This is a genomic window from Streptomyces griseocarneus (assembly GCF_014655595.1).
GTDB lineage: Bacteria > Actinomycetota > Actinomycetes > Streptomycetales > Streptomycetaceae > Streptomyces > Streptomyces griseocarneus.
Window position 1 is genome coordinate 71,593 of record NZ_BNBL01000002.1, and the last position, 18,345, is coordinate 89,937.

Here is an 18,345-nt window from a genome sequence, read left to right on the forward strand (position 1 = left end):
CCGGACGGTGCGCCCGCATCACCCCTCGACGCCGTAGTACTGCGCGAGGAAGCCGATCACCTGGTCCGCGTGCGGAACCAGTTCCGGCAGGTGCGCGGCCAGGGCGGTGCGCACGGCGGCGGAGAGCTCGGCAGCCGAGGTGGCCGCGCCCCTGACGTAGGGGTCGAGGCGGCGGACGAGCTCGTAGTTGCTCTCCACGTCCAGCTGCCGCATCGCCTGCTCCAGGGGCGCCGCGCCCGCGGCGGCGAGCGGCGGCAGGAGCCGGCTGACGAAGGTGACGCGGTGCATCACCCGCCAGCACGGCGGCTTGCGGTCCGACTGGCGGGCCTGGCGCAGGGCGGCGGCGTTCGGGTCGGTGCCGTCCAGCCAGGCGGGGTCGACGACCTTGTGGAAGAAGGTGTCGAAGTGCTCGGTGTCCTCGCCCAGGTAGAAGCTGAGGAACCGGTACGCGTCCACCTTGCCCGGCGCGTTGACGGGCTTGCCGTCGGCGTCGAAGACCGGCTTGCGGTTGGCGTCGTACTGCTGGACGTTGCCGGACGGCGAGCAGACCACGTTCAGCCCGAAGGAGCGGGTGGCCTCCCTGCCCCGCGCCCGGGTGACGGACATGCCGCCGCCGACGGACGCGTCGAGCTGCGCGTTGACGCCGATGCCCATGACGTCGAAGGACGTCCCGACGGAGGCGCCCACCGAACCGGACAGCGAGTACGAACCGGAGGTCGTCTCGGTGACGGCGTCGGTCGTCTGCGTCGTCTCGGCGAAGAACCCGCCGTCCGCCGTCCACACGTAGGTGTTGACCAGGTCACGGCGGGAGAAGCCGTCGCCGGCCGTGCTGCCCGCGGTGTCGCGGCCCTTGCCCGGCGCGGTGTCGCCGCCGATCGCGCCGCCCAGGACGCGGCCCGCCCGCTCGGCGGTGGGGTCGGGCGCGTGGGTCTCGGTGGAGACGGACTCGTAGTAGCCCCGCAGCCGCTGCTGCTCGCGCTGGATGCGCCGCTTGATGGCGTAGGCCTCGCGCGGCTTGTAGTAGCTGTACTCGCCGTGGTCGCGGGCGCCGGCGTAGTCGGGGTCGAGGACCTTGCCGTGCTCGTCGTAGCCGACCGCGCCGTCGAGCGTGCCCTGCTTGGTGTAGCGGGGGTTGAGGGGGAAGGGGATGACGTTCCAGTCCTTGGGGACGTCCGGGTTGGGCTGGATGCGGTAGGCGACCAGGGCGCCGCTGTGCGCGAGGCGCAGCGCGAAGACGTCGGCGGTCTGGGACTGCACCACCGCGAAGCCGGTGTTGACGGGCACGTAGCGGCGGCCCACTGACGGGTTGAGCGGCTTGAGCGGGTCCTCCCAGCTGCCCGAGAGGTCCACCTTCATGGCACGGGCGGTGTTCTCGCCCTGCGAGACGGCGGTCTCCTCGGCCCAGCTGTTGGAGAACTCCAGGCTGCCCCGGACGCCGGCCGACACCTTCGCCTTCACCATCGACTTGGCGACGCCGAAGCCGAGCGGCGCGGTGATCATCCACATGTCGACGTCGACCTCGTTGGAGAGGGCGAAGCCGAACGCCGCGTCGACGCTGCGCTCCTTGGCCGACGACAGCGAGTGGACGACCTCCTCCGCCTGCGTGAGCTCCACCGACGCGACGCTGTCGTACGTCGCGCGGTCGGGGTCGATCGTGTTGGGGGTGAGGTTCTCCGACGGCACCGGCGGCGCGCCCTCGACGTAGCCGACCAGCTGCGGGTCGAACTGCACCTGGCTGACCCACTCGCTGACCAGGTCGCCGACCTTGTAGCCGGTGACCAGGTACCAGCGGCCGTCCCGCAGGTAGCCGTACGCCCGCTTCAGGACGCCGAACGCCTCGCCCTTGGCGGTGTACTGCATGTCCGCGTACTCGGCGACGGCGGGCGATCCCGTGACCGTCTCGTGGAACGGCGTGCGCATCGCGGCGAGCGCGGAGCGGACCTGGGCGGTGTCACTGGAGACGGGGGCGGTGGACAGCACGGCGGCGGGGCGGGCGGGGGCGGCGCGCAGCGTCAGGTGGTTGCCGCGCAGCCCCTCGTCGCGCACGAGGTCGGCGCTCTCGTCGGTGGAGGCCCGGTCGAAGGACCAGTAGGCGATCAGGTCCTCCTTCTCGCCCCGGAGCCGGGTGAAGAGGTTGTCGAGGACCTGCTCCTGGGTGCGGGCGGTGCGCCAGATCCGCACCTCCTCCAGGGTGCCGTGGAAGGGCTGGTCGGCCTTGCCGTCCTTGAGCCGGGCGCCGAGGGAGAGCTGGGCGTCGCCGTAGCCGGCGAAGTCGTCGCCCTCCAGCGGGTCGCAGGCGACGGACACGCCGTTGCGGTAGAGGCGGAAGACACTGCCGCGCGGGTCGGGATTGCGGGTCCAGCGCGCGCCGCGCAGCCGGGCCGGGTGGGAACCCGTATTGTCCGCCGCGGTGTTGCCGGCGTTCTCCTCGAAGCGCCAGTGCGCGATCAGGCCGCGGTCGCGCGCCGAGACGGGCGTCCCGAGCCGGGCCGCGTCGCGGGCCGCGTCCCACAACCGGACCTCGGCGACGATGCCCGTGAAGGGGCACGTCTCCAGGCCGTCGCGCACCCGGCCGATGTCGAGCGTGCCGGCGTTGCCCTTGGCGCCGGGCCCCTCGTAGCGGGCGGTGCCGGCCTCGCGGCCGTCGACGAAGAAGCGGACGTCCTGCCACTCCTGGAGGTCGACGGACTCCACGAGCTCCACGGTCTGCTGGACGGGCTTGCCGTCGGCGCCGGCCGCGGTGATCTCCTTGGAGCCCTTGCGCTCCTGCATCGACCGGCCGCTCTTGCGGACGACGCCGATCCGGTGGAACGTTCCCGCGGTGAGGGCCTCGGTGGAGGCGAACCGCACGAGCTTCCCGTCCGGCTCCTCGAACCCGAACTCCAGCCGCCCGTCGGGCAGGACGAGCAGCCGGTACGGGACGCTCCCGCCGGCCCCGTCGGCGGTGCGGCCCTTGGCGAGCAGGCCCTGGGTGGTGCCGAGCGCGTCGACGCGGCAGAACACCTCGACGGTGAGGTCGCCGGTGACGTCGAGCGCGTCGTTGTCGGGCACCTCCAGGTACGCGCCGTCGGACAGCTCGACCGCCCACGACTGCTCGTAGGCGGCGGCCAGGTGGGTCCACTCGTGCGGAGCGAAGGTGGCGCGGGTGGCCACCAGCCGGTCACCGGCTCCGGCGACGATGCGGTACGTCGTGTCCGCGGTCCGCTCGAGCGCGGCGGGCGCGGTCGTGGTGGTGACGCCGTCACGCAGATAGACGTGCCGGTTCTGCCCGGAGCGGTCCAGGACGCCCGGCTTGCCGCCCACCCGGGCGAGCGGGTCGCCGCAGGGCCAGTAGCCCATCAGCCCCGGCTCCTTGCCGGACAGCCGCCGGTTCCTCAGCTCCCGGACCTCCGCGAGGGTGCGGGCGGTGCCCCAGAGCCTTACCTCGTCCATTTCGACCGCGGCGTAGTCGGCCACCCAGCCGGCGAAGTGACTGCCGAAGCTGAAGAGGCCGTCTCCCTGGTAGGTGCCCGCCGCGACGCGCCTGGCCTCCTCGACGCCGTCCTTGTAGATCACCTGTTCCCGGGTGGCCGCGTCGAAGGCACAGGCCCAGTGGTGCCAGTCCGTGTCGTCGTTGCCGTAGTTGGTGGTGACGTCGTCGCCGTAGAACCCGAACCTGAAGGAGCTGGTCTCGGTGAAACCGATGTGCAGGGCGTTCCTTGTGCTGCCCTGCGACGTACCGTGCCCGATGACGTACTGCGCCTTGCCGTCCCACTTCGTCGTACGCCGCGCCCAGAACTCCACCGTGAAGGACTGGCCGGCGAGGCTGAAGCCGCTCTCGGTCATGGCCACGCCGCCCTTGCCGTCGAACGCCAGGGCGGGCACGACGGGGGCTGCCGGGGCGAGCAGCCCCAGCGTGTACGGAACGTCGCCGGTGCCGGCGTGGACGATCCTGGCCGCTCCGGACACCTCCTCGGGGTTGATCCACGCCTCCAGGGTCAGGTCGCGGGTCACCGCCACCCGGTCCAGCTGCTCCTGCGGCAGGGCGAGGACGTGTCGCTGCCCGTCGAAGGAGTACGCCCGGCCCGGCTTGTCCGCGCGCCAGCGGCAGCCGTGCCCGGCGACGAGGTCCGACACCTCGCCGAGCGGGACCTCCCGCGCCGTGCCCGGGTCGGCCAGCAGGAGCCGGGAGCCCGCGGAGAGCGGCACGCCGGGGCGGTTGGAGGAGGCGCGACGGTGGTCGTAGCGCAGCCGCTGGACGGGCTCGCCCGGCTGCGGCTCGGGGCCGCCCTCGCCGGCGTCCAGCCGGAGCGTGGTGGCCCCCGGCGCGTGATCGGCTTCTGTGAGGTAGAGGTGGCCGCCGACCGTGACGGGCGTACGGGCGGGCAGGGCGACGGAGAGGGGTTCGACGAGCCGGAGGACACCGCCGGCGACGTCGCCGGCCCGGCCGCCGGACAGGAGTCTCGTGGTCGCGTCGAACGTCTTCACCGCGCCGACCGTGACGGGCTCCTCCGGCGTGCCGTTGACGATCGCGGCGAAGTCGGCGGCCCGGCGCGGGAGCCGCTGCCAGGTCTCGCGTTCCTCGCCCCGCTCGATGGTCACGTCGCACAGGCCGGGTCCGTCACCCGCCGTGACCCGGATCGTCACCGCTCCCAGGCCGGTGCCGGAGTCGCGGGCGGTGAAGGTGACCCCCTGGCCGTCACCCGCCGTCAGCCGGCGGGAGGAGCGCACGACCGTGGTGTCGTAGTAGGTGGCGAAGAACTGCCCGTTGGTGCCGCGGAAGTACAGCACGACGTTTCCGGTGGCGCTGTCGAGCAGATACGGCCGGTCGGCCGAGCGGGCGAAGGACAGCAGGGCGCCGGAGGAGCTCAGGCCGGTGCGGTCGAGGGAGAGCTGGGGCACGGGCAGCGCGATGTCGTCGGCGCCCTTGAGACCGCCGGTGAGGCGGCCGAGCTCGTCGCGCTTGGCCGTCAGCTCGGCCTGGTGGGCCTCGATCTCGCGGCGGCGCCGCTCGAGCAGCTCACGCTGGGGCCGGAGTTCGGCGAGCTGGGCGTCGAGCGCCTCCACCCTCTTGCCCGCGTCACGGATGTCGGAGTGCCCGAAGTCGTGGAGGGCGACCCGCTCGATGGCGAACAGCCCCTCGCCGGACTCGGTGACCGGAGCGGTGTCGTACTGGACGACGCGGTCGCCGAGCCGGTCGGGGGCGCAGACCGCCTTCCCGCTGTGCCGGTTGACGACGGTGCTGTAGCCGTCGCTCCGCTCGTCGATATGGAAGTGGGTGTTCCAGGCGCCGGCGTTGCGCGGCCACACGATCAGGGGCGCGTCGTTGTCCTGGCGATCGCCGGCGACGTTCATGTCCTTGCCGGTGTGCGGATTGTGCAGGTGGTAGGGCGTGGGGCCGCTCCAGGACGCCCCCGGGGGAACCAGAACGGCCCACAGCGCCGACTTCGCCTCCTTGTCGGAGGTCCTGATCAGCGGTGGTTCGCTCCCGGCGCCGTCGTCCCGCACGGCGAGGTACTGCGGCTTGCCGTCCCGGGTGTTCTTGAAGCGGAGCCGGCACGTCCAGCCGGAGATGTCCTGCCACCTGTAGTAGAACGCCTCGCGGAGCCGCTCCAGCTCCGGCACGTCGGCGGTCTGCCGGGCGAGCTGGGCGACCTCGGTCTCCTTGGCCGTGATGTCCTGGACCAGCTCGCGGATCCGGGAGTCCAGCTCGCTGATCGCCTCCACGTCGGCGCTGCCCTCCGGCGCGGCCAGCACGGGCAGCGCCAGCTCGTCCGGCACCTGGGCGAGGCGGCCGTCGCGTCCGACGCCGAAGTCGACGGTGGCGAGGTAGGCGTCGTCGGTGGCGGCGCCGGTCTTCGGGTCGGGGCCGGAGGTGGCGTACGACAGGAGGACGCGCGCCTGGCGCTTGGCCGGCTTGGGCTCCTGCCCGTAGCCGACGGCCGTCTCCTCCTGCTGGTGGTAGAGGACGGCGGACAGGCCTGAGACGGTGGCGCGCCCGGCGACGGCGAAGCTGTCGCGGCGCACGCCCGGGTGGTCGCCGACGGGGGCCTCGGAGGTCACCCACTTCGGGTCGCCGACGAGCTCGCCGTGGCGGGCGCCGTCGGTCTGGTCGTGCAGGCGGGTGCCGGAGCCCTCGTCGAAGCGGTAGTAGGCGACAAGACCGGGGTCGTTGCCGATGAGGCGGACGCCCTTGTCGCGCTTGAGCTCCTCGGCGGTGCGGGCGCGGTCCCAGATCCGGACCTCGTCCAGCTCGGCGCGGGCGCTGCCGAGCCAGAGGGCCTTGCCCAGCAGCAGGGGGCCGGCTCCGGTGTACGCGCCGTCCGCCGTGCGGGTGCCGAGCTCCTGGCCGTCGCGGTAGACGGTCTGCCGGCCGGTGGCGTGGTCGTGGACGCAGGCCCAGTGGTGCCAGGAGGTGTCGTCGCCGCGCGCGTCGGTGTCGAAGTCGTCGTTGTAGAAGCCGAAGACGAACCTGTCGTCGTTCCGGAAACCGATGTGCAGGGACTGGCGGGGCGCGCCCGCCTCGTTGCCGTGCCCGAGGACGAACTCCTCGCGGCCCGTCGCCGTGCGCCGCGCCCAGAACTCGACGGTGAAGTCGCGGCCGGCGAGCTCCGGTCCCTCGGCGACGCGTACGTGGGCGTCGCCCTCACCGAAGGCCAGCGCGGTCTCCGCGTGCCCGTCCGTGCTCACCACCGGCACGAGCGGCTGCCCGGTGAACGGGCAGGTGCCGGGACCGCTCTCGTACACCGCGTCGCGGTACGCGGCGTCCGGGCTGGTCCACGCCTGCGTGCCCTGGAGGTTGAACAGCCCGTCGCGGCCCTGCTCGACGTTGAAGGAGTCGATCCGGCCGGTCGCGTCGTTGTGCGCGAAGATCTGCCAGCGCTGCTGCCCGTGCACGGCGGTGGGGACGAGCAGGGCGGCGAAGCGCCCGTCGGAGAGGTTGCGTACGAACGACAGTTCCTGGGTCGGCTCGTGGAAGGGGCGGCCCTCCATGTCCGTGGTGCCCAGGCTGTCCTTGGCCGAGTCGGGGCGGGTCCTGTGCCGGCTGCGGCGGTAGCGGGCCTCGAGGACCGGCTTCAGTTCGCCGCCCACCAGCAGGAAGCGGTCGCACAGCAGGGTGTCCGCGACGAGGGGCACCTTCGCGCCGGCGGCGTCCTTGACGTAGTCCGCGCGGTCCGGGTCGCCGGAGGAGGCGCCGCCGGTCAGCTTGTGGACGGCGTCGGGGTGCGCCGCCCCCACGGACTGGCGCAGGACCACGATGTGGGTGCCGTCGGAGACGGCGTGGAAGGGGGCGAGGGCGGTGAGCCTGGCCGTCGTGGACAGGAAGGGATCCACCTCGTCCTCGTCCAGCCGCTCACCGGACGCGGCCTCCACTCTGCCGCCGCGCTTGACGGCCGGCAGGGCGGTGGCGCCGACGGCCGCGAAGCCCACGTCCGTGATCTCGGACGGGAAGCGGAGCGGGAGGGGGTTCTCCGACCAGTAGGCGGCGTCGAGTTCACCCTTGCTCTCGTCGTGCCGCGCCACATCGAGGACGGTGTAGAGGAGGCGTCGCCGGTCGTCCATGGCCAGCGCCACCGTGGTGCCCTGGTGACGCACGGTGGTGGTGTGGACGTAGGGGCGGTCGCTGTAGACCTTCAGTAAGTGCTGCTCGCCGGACAATGCCTCTCCTTGGAAACGTGCTGCGGGGATCTGGAAATCCCCCTCTGACCTGCACCGCTCGCATCTCGCGAGCGCGGCGGTCACACGATTTACCGGTGCGAATCCCACGTCAAGGAGCTGTTTTCGCCACCGGGTCCGGAAACCGGGCAAACGCCCGACCCGGGAGGAGCGGTGCTCCTCCCGGGTCGTCCGCTCGTCCGCTCAGGCCCCGGCCGCCCCGACCAGCTCCGCCGTCGTGACGACCTCGGCGAACCCGCCGCCCTGCAGGTTGACCGCCGTGGCGTAGGCGAGCTCCTGGGCGGTGAGGTGGTATCCCTCCGGGCCGCGCAGGTCGAAGGTGTGGGTGGCGTCCAGCGCGAACAGCACCTCGTAGCCGAGGTTGCCGCCCATGCGGGCCGTGGTCTCGGCGCACATGTTGGTCTGGATGCCGGTGACGACGAACTGCCGCACGCCCTGGGCCTCGAACCACTCGCGCAGGTCCGGCGTGCCGTAGAAGGCCGAGTTGACCGTCTTCGTCACGAACAGCTCCGGGCCCTCGCCCCGGCCCCGGCGCTCCTCGATGGCGTCCTTGAGGTCGTTGCCCTCCTGGCCGGGGCGCAGCGGCGAGCCGGGCTTGGCGGAGTCGTGCCGTACGAACACCACCGGGCGGCCGGTCGCCTGCCAGGCGTCGATCAGCGCCGCGATGTTCTCCTCAGCGCCGGGGTTGTCCCGGGGCCCCCAGTGCTCCGCGTCGTCGAAGCCCTTCTGTACGTCGATGACGACCAGTGCGGCGTTGCCGTGAATCTCTCGCTTGTTCATGACCATGATCCTGCCGTCGGCGCACCCGTCCCGACAGTGGCAGGACTGCCGGGGTTCGATGGCTTTCTGCCACCCGGCCGGGGCATACTCCCGCCCATGGCGTCCTACCGCGTAGCCCTGCTCGCCTTCCCCAACATCCGGGCCTTCGACGTCTCGGTCATCACCGAGGTGTGGGGCACGGACCGCACCGACCGCGGCGTGCCGGCCTTCGAGCTGCGCCGCTGCGCCGCCGACCGCGCACCGGTCCCCATGCCCGGCGGCCTCAGCCTCGCCCCCGACCGCACGCTCGCCTGGCTCGACCGGGCCGACCTCGTGGTCGTCCCCGGCCTGGTGGACCCGCTGCTGCTGGTCCCGCCCCCGGTGCTCGACGCCCTCCGGCGCGCCCACGCGCGCGGCGTGCCGGTCGCCGCGCTGTGCGCCGGCGCGTTCGCCCTGGCCCAGGCCGGGCTCCTCGACGGCCACCGCGCCATCACCCACTGGACCCTCACGGACCTGCTGCGGCGGCAGCACCCCCGGGTGACCGTCGTACCGGACGCCCTCTTCATCGACGCCTCGGCCGATGCCGCCGACGCCGCTCCCGCGGCGGGCGGCGCCCCCCTGTGGACGTCGGCCGGCACCGCCGCCGGCATCGATCTCTGCCTGCACCTCGTCCGCACCCACCACGGCGCCGAGACCGCCGCCACCATCGCCCGCTCGATGGTCACCGCGCCCTTCCGCACCGGCACCCAGGCGCAGTTCATCGAACGCCCCGTCACCGGCGGGGACCGCGACGCCGACGCCCTGGCCCGCGTGCGCGAGTACGCCCTGCGCCACCTCGACGAGCCCCTGACCGTGGGCACGCTGGCGGCCCGGGCCGGCATGTCCCCCCGCTCCTTCGCCCGGCACTTCACCGCGACCACCGGCGACACGCCCGCCCGCTGGCTCCTCGACCAGCGCCTGGCCGCCGCCCAGCGGCTCCTGGAGCGCACCGACCTCGCCATGCCCGAGGTCGCCCGGCGCGCGGGCTTCGGCAGCGAGGTGACCATGCGGCAGCACTTCGCCGCCCGGCTGTCCACCAGCCCGCGCGACTACCGGGCGGCGTTCTCCCCGTCGTACTCCGCTTCGTAGTTGGTCAGGACGCAGCCGTCGGCCATCGCCTTCTCGAAGCGGAAGCCCTGCGGGGCGGTGAATCCGGCCTCGCAGTTGAGGTAGAGGAACTGCTGCTGGTAGAGGCCGATGCGGGCGTGCCGGTTGTTGGTCTCGACCGCGATGTTCGTCCCCACCAGGAGCTTGCTGCGGGTGGCCCTGATCCGGCCGTTCTCCTTGAGCTCCGCCAGCTGGGCGGCCTTGGCGCGCTCCTGGAAGACGGCCATGTTCGCGACCTTGTCCAGCCACACCAGCCCGTGGGCTCGCTGCGCCCCGGCGGGCTCGCCGCACAGGCCGCGCTCGCTGACGCCCCAGTCCTTGACGTTGCCCTCGACGGCGGGCAGGTAGTCGATGGACTGGATGGAGACGGTCTGCGGGTCGGTGGAGAACGTCTTGCAGTCGACGCTGTGATGGTCGTGGACGAGCCTGCGCAGCGCGGCGAGGTCGTCGGCGCTCGCCAGCCCCATGCTCGCCTCGGGGACGCGGCCGCCCGGCGCGGCGCTCGGCGGCGCGGACGAGGCCCCCGGGGCCGCGGAAGCGGACGCGCTTCCGGCCGCCGCCGTCCCGCCGGCGGCCGCACCGCCCTCCTTATCGTCCTTCTCGCACGCCGTCACCGAGGTGAGGGCGGCGAGTACGGCCGTCGTCGCGAGTATCCGCTGGATGCGCATGTGGGGGTGCCTTCGTCGGGAAGAAGCCGGTGGGGGCGCGCCGGGGCGGCGCAATGGCATGCGCATGCTAGTTGAGTGATCGCCCCCGGGCGACCGGGCCGGGGCCGGGACAGGGCGTCGACGGACGACGATGGACGAAGATGGAACCATGGTCCACATCACCTTCGTCCAGGGCGACATCACCCGGCAGCAGGCCGACGCCATCGTCAACGCGGCGAACTCCTCGCTCCTCGGCGGCGGCGGCGTCGACGGCGCCATCCACCGCGCCGGCGGCCCCGAGATCCTCGACGCCTGCCGCGACCTGCGCGCCTCCCACTACGGCAAGGGCCTGCCGACGGGCCGCGCCGTCGCCACCCCCGCCGGCCGCCTCGCCGCCCGCTGGGTCATCCACACGGTGGGCCCGGTCTGGTCGGCCACGGAGGACCGCTCGGATCTGCTGGCCTCCTGCCACCGCGAGTCGCTGCGGGTGGCGGACGAACTGGGCGCGAAGACCGTCGCGTTCCCGGCCATCTCGACCGGCATCTTCCGCTGGCCGCTGGAGGACGCGGCGCGCATCGCGGTGGAGACGGTACGAGCGACTCCGACAGCGGTGGAGGAGGTCCGCTTCGTCCTCTTCGACGAGCGGGCGTACGAGGCCTTCGCGTCGCAGATGCCTTGACGGCTGCACGGTCCGGGGGATTGCCTTCGTCCGGGCCCACCCGGTCGGCCGGCCGGCATCCGCCACAATGCGTGGGCGCCGGCCAACAGAACACCAAGGACCTCACGGTCGGTCAGGACCGCACTCCGTGCCTCCGGGGCGTTCTCACCGCCGTGCCCCGTGCCCCACCCTGAGGTGCCGTATTCGCAATGGTGATCGATCGATCCTCGCCGTAATGGGCTTGGCTACATACCGCCCTTTGCAGCCGGTGAACTCGCCGCGAAGGTAGAGGGCGTGTGCCGGCGGGTCCCGCCGGTGGTAGCGGAAACGTGAGAGAGGACGTGCCACGCATGGCCCCGATTCCGGTCAAGCCCGGCAAGTACAAGATCCACGCTCACATCATCGGACCGACCTCCCTCCTGACGGCCACCGAGTACGCCGTCAAGCACGGCGCTCCTGTCATCACCGACCGCCTCAACCCCCTGCCCATCGAGCAGGAGTGGGTCATCGACGCCGCTGAGCAAGAAGTCCCGGGGTCGCCCTACGTGATCCACCTGGCCTACCACCCGGCCGCGGGGCTCGTGGTCCACGAGGACAAGCTCTACGTGAACAGCGTTCCGCGTGCCGAGTGGACGAAGTTCACGTTCGAGCGGGTCATCGGCGGACTCAAGATCCTGGGGGCCGACAACGGTCTCGCCCTGCGCGCCGGGCACCGTGGTGCGCAGATCACGCTCGTGAAGCCCCAGCCCGAGTTCCAGGAGACGTGGACCCTCGAGTACCTGGGCCCGATCCCGGCCGAGGAGGAGTAGGGGCAAGGAGGCGGGGCGACCGGTAGCCGTCGTGGCCCGGTCGCCCTGACGTTTCCTCGATCGACATCCGGGCGCCGCGCGTCCTAAAGTCGGAGCGTGCTTTCCGTGGTCGTGGCGCCCTGGCGGCGCTCTCCCGTCGTCGTACGAAACCCGGACGTGCCGCACGACGCGGCGAGCACGATGAAGGTGGCGGTGCTGGCCGCGCTCCACCGCAGCGGGATCGACCTGGACGCACAGGTCCCTGTGGTCAATCGCTTCACTTCCGTGACCGGTTCGGCCACCTACGCCAACTCGATTGCGCACGACAGCGATCCGGCACCTTGGGAACTCCTCGGCGCGACCGCGTCGCTGCGCTGGTTGGCCGGGCGGATGGTCACGCACTCCTCGAACCTGGCCACCAACCTCTGCCTCGCCGAGGTCGGTCACGACGCCGTGGCGCGAGTATGGCGCCAGGCCGGTGCGTCCGGCAGCACGAGTCCGCGCGGTATCGAGGACTACCCCGCCCGCGCGGCCGGCGTCCACAACCGGGTCACTGCCGGGGACCTGGTCCGGCTGCTGGAGTCGCTGGAGCCGGAGGTGCTGGGACAGCTGGAGGGCAATGTCCATCGGGTGGACGTGGCGGCGGGGCTACCGCCGGGGACCCGGATGGCGAGCAAGAACGGCTGGTTTCCCGGACTTCGGCACTGCGCCGCCGTGGTCCATCCGCAGGACGCCGAGTCCTACGCGATCGCCGTCTGCTACACCGGCCCCCTCGCTAACGGGCACGACGTCGACGATCCGGCCGCCCGCCTGCTGGCGCGGATCTCGGCGCGGGTCTGGGCGGGCCGTCACACCCTCGCGGGCTGATCGGCCCGCTGACCGGCCGGCTGGCCGACCGTGGCCATCAGGGCCTCGACACCGGTGCGGTTGAGCAGGTTGATGCGGATGTACCCGGGATGGCCGTCGAGTTCGAAGTACTTCCCGTCCATCGCCAGGAACCAGCGGTGCGGCACCCGCGGCCGGGCGAACAGGAAGAAGCCGGTCTCCACCGGCATCCGCGCGCTGAGCGCGCCGCTGTCCACCAGCACCCTGTGACGGTCACGGACGTGCCGTATCAGCGCGCCGTTGCCCTCGCCGAGCATGACGTCGGCCGCACGGTGCGCGAAGAGGCGGTCGGAAACCGCCACATCACCATGCAGGTTCAGGTGCAGCTCGGCCATCTCCTCGCGCAGCCGCTCGGGGACGAGCAGATGCGCACAGCGGTAGCCGTGGATCGACAGGTATTTGGTGGGGCACACCATACGGAGGGTGAGATCGCCGGGCAGGTGCGCGGCCGACTCCTCGCCGCGTTCCCCGTCCCAGCGCATGTACTGGAACGTCCCGTCGACGAAGACCAGCGAGCCCGTCTCCTGCTGCCAGGCCCCGATCGTCTTCAGCACCGCGGACGGCACTCTTCGCCCCGCGTACCAGACCGGGTCGGTGAGGACGAGCACGGTCCGCTCGTCGGGCAGACGCAGGTCGAATTCCGGCTGGTAGGCGTGGCCGCGGGCGACGGGGACGGGTTCCAGGCCCATGCGCCTGAAGAGGTAGGCGAGCTTGTAGTACACCGGCGGGACGTAGTGGACCCGCCGCCGCCCCGTCAGCAGCAGCCAGGTGGCGAACGTGCCGAGGAGGCTGCTGGAGCCGCCGCCCGGAAGCACGTTGCGCGGCGTGCAATCGGCTCCGTCGTACTGCCGGTGCATCGCGGCGATCTTCGCGCGCAGCCGGACGTCCTCGTCCAGGCCGGAGTAGCGGGTGATGTCCGCCAGGCGCCCGGGGGAGGTGTCGGCGAGCTCGCCGAGGAATTCCTCGACGAACGGGTGCCCGCCGTTGTAGTCGGAGACGAAGACACGGGCGCCGGGCTGCTGCCGCTCGGCCTCTATCAGCTCGTGCCAGTCGAGCATCCGGAACAGTGACGGCGTCACGGGCACCCTCATTCGCGTGCGCTGATGGTTGTCTCGCCGGAGACCAGTGTCCGGGCCCGCAGGTTCTCCGGCAACAGCCCCCAGGGTGCGGGTGGCCGGTCAATGCCTTGTTCACCCACGAGGAGGACCGTTCGGAGACGGTGCGAGCCACCGCCGGCTCGTGACCTTGCCGGCAGGTGCGGCGAACAGGTGACGTGTCCGGGAGCTCCTCCGGCTCGTTCTTGCCGCAAAGGCCTGTCTTGCCGGAATCGACTGAAGGAGTCTGGATGCGACGAGTCCTCGCGGCGACTGCCCTGACCGCGGCCGCGCTGAGCGCAGGCGTCATCGGCCCGGGCACCGTCGCCCATGCCGCGGGCGGGGTGCCGGGCGTCGACCTGGTCGGCACGGGCATCGACCCGGAATCGGTGACCGCGATGGCGGACAACGCCCTGCAGAAGACGACGGCGGAACTGGGCCGGGCGGCCGGGGGCGGCGAGCTCGGGAGGACCCTGTCCGCCGCCGGCCGGACGGGGGGCGTCCTGAGACAGACGACCTCCGGCGTCCAGAGGTTCATCGGACAGACGGCGGGATCGGCGGGACAGTCCATCGGCGGCGCCATGACCGCGGGGGCGAGGGGCAGTCTGCCGAAGGGAAGCCTCCCGGAGCCGGGCTCGGTCCCCGGGTACTGAGCCGGGCCGGGCCGCCCCTCCAAGGCGGGAACCCGACACCGCGCGGCCGGCGCGGGCCGGCCTGCCGCGTCGGACGACCCCCGCCTCGCCGGGGCGCTGCCGCGCCGGACCTCGTCGTGCCGGCCCCCACCGCGGCGGCGCAGTGCCGGCCGCGGTGAGCAAGAAACAGCGGTGACACCACCGCCTGCCGATCCCGCCGGTGCGGGCCCGTCCCGGGCAGGGGCGGTGCCCGCACCCGGCCGTAGGAGGACGCGGCCGCCCACGCTCACGGGCCGAAGGCGACGTGCAGGGTCGCCACGGCCAGCGCCAGCACTCCGGCCACCACCGTGATCAGGACCGATGACGTCAGCACGTACGTGCCTCCGATGCTCGCCGTCATGCCGTCGACGAGCGCCACGAGCTCGGTGGTGCTCGGGGGGCGGTTCGGGCGGGTGGGGCCGGTGTCGTCGGAGTTGGTGTGCCGCATTCCGGCGTCGCGCCTCATGGGTGCCTCACCTTCCTCGGGGCTGTTGTCGAAGAAGGGGCGGAAGGCACCCTTCTCGTGCAAGCGCCGTCGTACGTCGCGCCGCTGCGGGTGCTTTGCACGTTGCCGGTCCCTCGCGGCCCCATAAGGGTGTGACCGACCCAGAGGAGGTGGCCGCGTGAGCCCCCGAGGAGATCACGGGGCCTTACCCGCCGAGTTGCCGGGTTTCGCCGTTTTCTTTACAGCGGAGTATCCGCGAGTCGTTCATAGCCTGAGGAGAGCCGGGGCAACCCATGAGGAAGCCGAGGACGCGACGCAGGATGCCATGCAGGAATTCCTGCGCAAACGGCCGGACTGCAAGAGCCCCGCGGGCTGGGTCCGGACGGTCGCCTGGCACGCGTACTGCAGGAAGGCCGAACGCAATCGCAAGCGGCTGGCCCTGGAATCACGGAACGCGCGGCTGGCGGGCTCGGCCCCGGCGGACCGTACCGAACCGGACGAGCACGAAAAGGTGCTGGAGATTCTGCGGGGACTGCCTCCTCGGCAGGGGCAGGTCCTGGCCCTGCACCTGGACGGTTACACCGCACCGGAAATCGCCGCGCTGATCAGCGTGAAGGCGAGCACCGTCCGCAGCAATCTGCGGCACGCACTCGCCACGCTGCGCGGCTCGCTGGAGAACTACGAGGAAAAAGAAGGAGGTTCGCATGGCAGCACGGGATGAGCGCGGACTCGTCACCCGCGGGGACCGGCCGAAGGCCACCAGAGATACCACGGCGTCCCTGCACCCGGCGTTCGAGCGTTTTCTGCGGACCGTACGGGCCGACGTCGAGAGCCGGCTCACCCCGGACGAGGTGCAGGACCGGCTGCGACGGCTCCTCGGGGCCGCGACGGCGGAACCGGAGGCGCGCCACGCCCGGAAGGCCGACGTGCCGGGCTTCGACTCCCGGGCCGGCTGGGCCGCTTACGGCTACCGCGTCGTCCGTCTGTGGCTGTCGGCCGTCGCGACGGCGGGCCGCCCCGGTGTGCGGCTGAACCGGGGCGACATCGACGAGCTCACGGTGGAGACGGTGGCGCGGGCGCTGAACAGCTTCCGTGACCAGGTGCGGCAACCGGTTCCGGAGCCGCAGGCGGCCGTCACGGAGCTGAAGGCCGCGTTCCTCGCCGAGTGCGTGCGGCACCTTCCCTACGTCAACCGGAGCCGTCACCTCATGACCGAGCGGGTCTCCTTCGACGAATTCGAGGACACGGACGACGTCGATCTCGTCGGCCTGCTGTGGGACTGCGCGACCACCGAACAGGCAGAGGAATTGCGCCGGGTGGCGCGTGACGAGGACGGAGAGGGCGACACCGACGAGATCGTCACACTGACACCCATCGCCGTCCGTGCCGCCGTCCAGCGGTATCCGGAGGCGGTGACCCCCGGTTCCATGGCCTGACTCTCTCTCCCGAGCGCACCACCGGACGCAAGGTGGCACATGAACGTGAACGACGTGAAAGTGCGGCAGGTGCTCCGACGTTCGTACGAACTCGACCACGGGTACTACGCGGTCGGCATCGAGGTCCAGCCGTACAAACTCACGGGGGTCGTTGTCGGGTCCGACGGCGTGGTGATGGCACGCTCCCGTCGGCATCTCACGGTCATGGAGGAGAAGGAGGTGGTGAAGCGCGTGGCGGAACTGGCGGGAAAACTGGTCGACGACAGACTGGGATGTGCGTTTCCCAGAGACCGGGTGTGCGTGGGAATCCAGGTGGGCGGCCCGGTCGACCCGGACACGGGAACGGTGCTCCACCTCGTCAACGGCCCCGACGACCACCGGCACGAAAAGCCTCCTCCGTACGAATGGGTGGGTTTCCCGCTCGGCGCGGAACTCTCCTCCCTGACGGGCTGCGCCACCTCGGTGGAGAACGATGCGCACGCCTTCGCGGCGTACGAGCAGAGCCTCGGCGTGGGCCGCACGAGCGCGACGTTCGGGATCGTCCTCATCCGCGACGGCGTGGGTGCCGGAATGGTCGTACGGGGCGAACGGATTTCCGCCCTGATGGAATTCGGGCACCTCCAGGTGTGGCAGAGGGGGCGGATCTGCGACTGCGGGATGCGGGGGTGCATCGAAAGCCAGGTCGGGAACCGGGCGTTGACCGCCGTGGTCAAGGAACGGACCGGACGGGAGCTGGACGGGCTGGAGGCCGCGATCGCGCTCGCCGACAGCAACGACTCCCAGGCGCGTGAGGCCGCGGCGGCCTTCCGCAAGGCCGGTACCTCGATCGCCCGTGGCATCGCCACGCTCCTCACCACCTTCGGACCGACCCATGTGGTGATCTACGCGGCGGAGGACCTCATCAGGGGCGGCCCCGGGTGCCGGGCGGCGAACACCTTTCTCCAGGCGTTGGGGAAATTCCCCGCGCACGCGTTCCACCTCAGCAGGGACTGTCAGATCGTCACCAAACCGCTGGACGCCGTCCGTGGCGCGCACGGCGCCGCGCTGATCGCTCTGCAGAGCTGTTTCGGCATCCGGCTCCAACCCCGGTAGGAGTAACCCCCATGCGCGCACCGACCCACGATGACGGCCGGCTCTCCATCGGACTCGACATCGGTGGCACGAAGATCGCGGCAGGAGTGGTCGACGCCGAGGGCCGCGTCGTCGAACGGGTTCCGGCCGTGCCGAGCCCCACCGACCAGGCGGCCATCCTGAAGACCGTTTCCGTCCTGATCGAGCAACTGCGCTCGCGCCATCCCGGCATCGTCGCCGTCGGCGTGGGAGCGGCGGGCCTCATCCGCTGGCCCGAGGGCCGCATCCGGACCGCTCCCAACAACGGCTACCGCGATGTGCCGCTCCGGCATCTGCTCCAGGAGTCCACCGGACTGCCGACCGTCGTCGACAACGACGCCAACGCCGCCTGCTGGGCGGAGTACCGCAAGGGGCACAGCGCCTCCTACATGGCGTTCATCACCGTGGGCACCGGCGTCGGCGGCGGCCTCGTGCTGGCCGATCGCCTCTTCCGCGGCCGCACCGGGATCGCCATGGAATTCGGGCACATGATCGTCGATCCGCGGGGCACCGAACGCTGCGGCTGCGGCACCATCGGCTGCCTCGAGCCCCTGGCCTCCGGGCGGGCGCTCGGTCGCTACGGCAGCGCGGCGGCCGCGGCGGAACCGGGCGGGATGCTGGCCACGCTCGCCGGCGGCCCCGGCCGGGTGACGGGGGAGACGGTCTCCGAGGCCGCGCGCGCCGGGGACCCGGCCGCCCGTGCCCAGCTCGAGCGCCTCGGCCAGTGGCTCGGCATCGGCATCGCGACGCTCGTCAACCTCTTCGACGTCGAGCTGGTGGTCATCGGCGGCGGCGTCGCGGAGGCCGGCGACCTCCTGCTGGACCCCATCCGCTCGGGCTTCACCCGCTTCGTCACCGCCGCCGCCCACCGGGAGCTCCCCGACATCGAGCCGGCCCGCCTCGGGCCGGAGGCCGGCTGGGTGGGCGCCGCCCTCCTGGCCCTCGACCACGCCCCCTGACGAAGGAACGCCGGGAACTGACGAGGAAACGCCGGACGGCCGCCACCTCTCACGAGGTGGCGGCCGTCCGGTGGTCACCGGGCCGTCTTCA

The 18,345-nt window shown here is 72.1% G+C and carries 14 protein-coding genes; 9 read left to right on the forward strand and 5 right to left on the reverse strand.

What is annotated here, in order from left to right:
• Positions 1-18: 18 nt before the first annotated feature.
• Positions 19-7,638 carry a LamG-like jellyroll fold domain-containing protein gene (locus IE295_RS06275; protein ID WP_190062499.1) on the reverse strand — a complete coding sequence of 2,540 codons (7,620 nt, stop codon included), beginning with the start codon at positions 7,636-7,638 and terminating at the stop codon, positions 19-21.
• A gap of 201 nt (positions 7,639-7,839) precedes the next feature.
• A complete protein-coding gene (locus tag IE295_RS06280) occupies positions 7,840-8,442 on the reverse strand; it encodes a cysteine hydrolase family protein (protein ID WP_190062500.1) in 603 nt (200 codons plus the stop codon).
• A gap of 90 nt (positions 8,443-8,532) precedes the next feature.
• On the opposite strand from IE295_RS06280, the gene IE295_RS06285 reads away from it, so the two are divergent.
• Positions 8,533-9,543 carry a GlxA family transcriptional regulator gene (locus tag IE295_RS06285; RefSeq protein ID WP_190062501.1) on the forward strand — a complete coding sequence of 337 codons (1,011 nt, stop codon included), beginning with the start codon at positions 8,533-8,535 and terminating at the stop codon, positions 9,541-9,543.
• Here the strand turns inward: IE295_RS06285 and IE295_RS06290 are convergent.
• Positions 9,504-10,229 carry a hypothetical protein gene (locus IE295_RS06290; protein ID WP_190062502.1) on the reverse strand — a complete coding sequence of 242 codons (726 nt, stop codon included), beginning with the start codon at positions 10,227-10,229 and terminating at the stop codon, positions 9,504-9,506. The genes IE295_RS06285 and IE295_RS06290 overlap by 40 nt on opposite strands.
• A 148-nt stretch (positions 10,230-10,377) precedes the next feature.
• Between IE295_RS06290 and IE295_RS06295 the strand changes: the two genes are divergently transcribed.
• The 3 genes from IE295_RS06295 to IE295_RS06305 all read left to right on the forward strand — a co-directional run bounded on the left by IE295_RS06295 (position 10,378) and on the right by IE295_RS06305 (position 12,521).
• Positions 10,378-10,887, forward strand: a complete 510-nt coding sequence (locus IE295_RS06295; RefSeq protein WP_190062503.1) for an O-acetyl-ADP-ribose deacetylase — start codon at positions 10,378-10,380, stop codon at positions 10,885-10,887.
• A 329-nt stretch (positions 10,888-11,216) separates the two neighbouring features.
• Complete coding sequence (locus tag IE295_RS06300) at positions 11,217-11,675, forward strand: hypothetical protein (protein ID WP_190062504.1); 459 nt, start codon at positions 11,217-11,219, stop codon at positions 11,673-11,675.
• Positions 11,676-11,771: 96 nt separating this feature from the next.
• Positions 11,772-12,521 carry a serine hydrolase gene (locus IE295_RS06305; RefSeq protein WP_190062505.1) on the forward strand — a complete coding sequence of 250 codons (750 nt, stop codon included), beginning with the start codon at positions 11,772-11,774 and terminating at the stop codon, positions 12,519-12,521.
• Here IE295_RS06305 and IE295_RS06310 read toward each other — a convergent pair.
• The gene (locus IE295_RS06310; RefSeq protein ID WP_190062506.1) at positions 12,503-13,618 is read right to left on the reverse strand and encodes an aminotransferase class I/II-fold pyridoxal phosphate-dependent enzyme; all 1,116 of its coding nucleotides are present in this window, start codon (positions 13,616-13,618) and stop codon (positions 12,503-12,505) included. The two genes, IE295_RS06305 and IE295_RS06310, sit on opposite strands and share 19 nt — an antisense overlap.
• Before the next feature lie 266 nt (positions 13,619-13,884).
• Between IE295_RS06310 and IE295_RS06315 the strand changes: the two genes are divergently transcribed.
• Complete coding sequence (locus IE295_RS06315) at positions 13,885-14,286, forward strand: ATP-binding protein (protein ID WP_190062507.1); 402 nt, start codon at positions 13,885-13,887, stop codon at positions 14,284-14,286.
• A 265-nt stretch (positions 14,287-14,551) separates the two neighbouring features.
• Here IE295_RS06315 and IE295_RS06320 read toward each other — a convergent pair whose 3' ends face one another.
• Complete coding sequence (locus IE295_RS06320) at positions 14,552-14,770, reverse strand: hypothetical protein (protein WP_190062508.1); 219 nt, start codon at positions 14,768-14,770, stop codon at positions 14,552-14,554.
• A gap of 157 nt (positions 14,771-14,927) precedes the next feature.
• Between IE295_RS06320 and IE295_RS06325 the strand changes: the two genes are divergently transcribed.
• From IE295_RS06325 to IE295_RS06340, 4 genes are read left to right on the forward strand one after another with little or no spacing between them, the layout of a single operon-like run.
• On the forward strand, positions 14,928-15,470 hold the full coding sequence (locus tag IE295_RS06325; protein WP_190062509.1) for an RNA polymerase sigma factor: 543 nt from the start codon (positions 14,928-14,930) through the stop codon (positions 15,468-15,470).
• On the forward strand, positions 15,454-16,185 hold the full coding sequence (locus tag IE295_RS06330) for a hypothetical protein (protein WP_190062510.1): 732 nt from the start codon (positions 15,454-15,456) through the stop codon (positions 16,183-16,185). The genes IE295_RS06325 and IE295_RS06330 overlap by 17 nt, the downstream gene beginning before the upstream one ends.
• A gap of 45 nt (positions 16,186-16,230) precedes the next feature.
• The gene (locus IE295_RS06335) at positions 16,231-17,277 is read left to right on the forward strand and encodes an ROK family protein (protein WP_190062511.1); all 1,047 of its coding nucleotides are present in this window, start codon (positions 16,231-16,233) and stop codon (positions 17,275-17,277) included.
• Between the two features lie 11 nt (positions 17,278-17,288).
• The gene (locus tag IE295_RS06340) at positions 17,289-18,254 is read left to right on the forward strand and encodes an ROK family protein (protein WP_190062512.1); all 966 of its coding nucleotides are present in this window, start codon (positions 17,289-17,291) and stop codon (positions 18,252-18,254) included.
• The last annotated feature ends 91 nt before the right edge of the window (positions 18,255-18,345 follow it).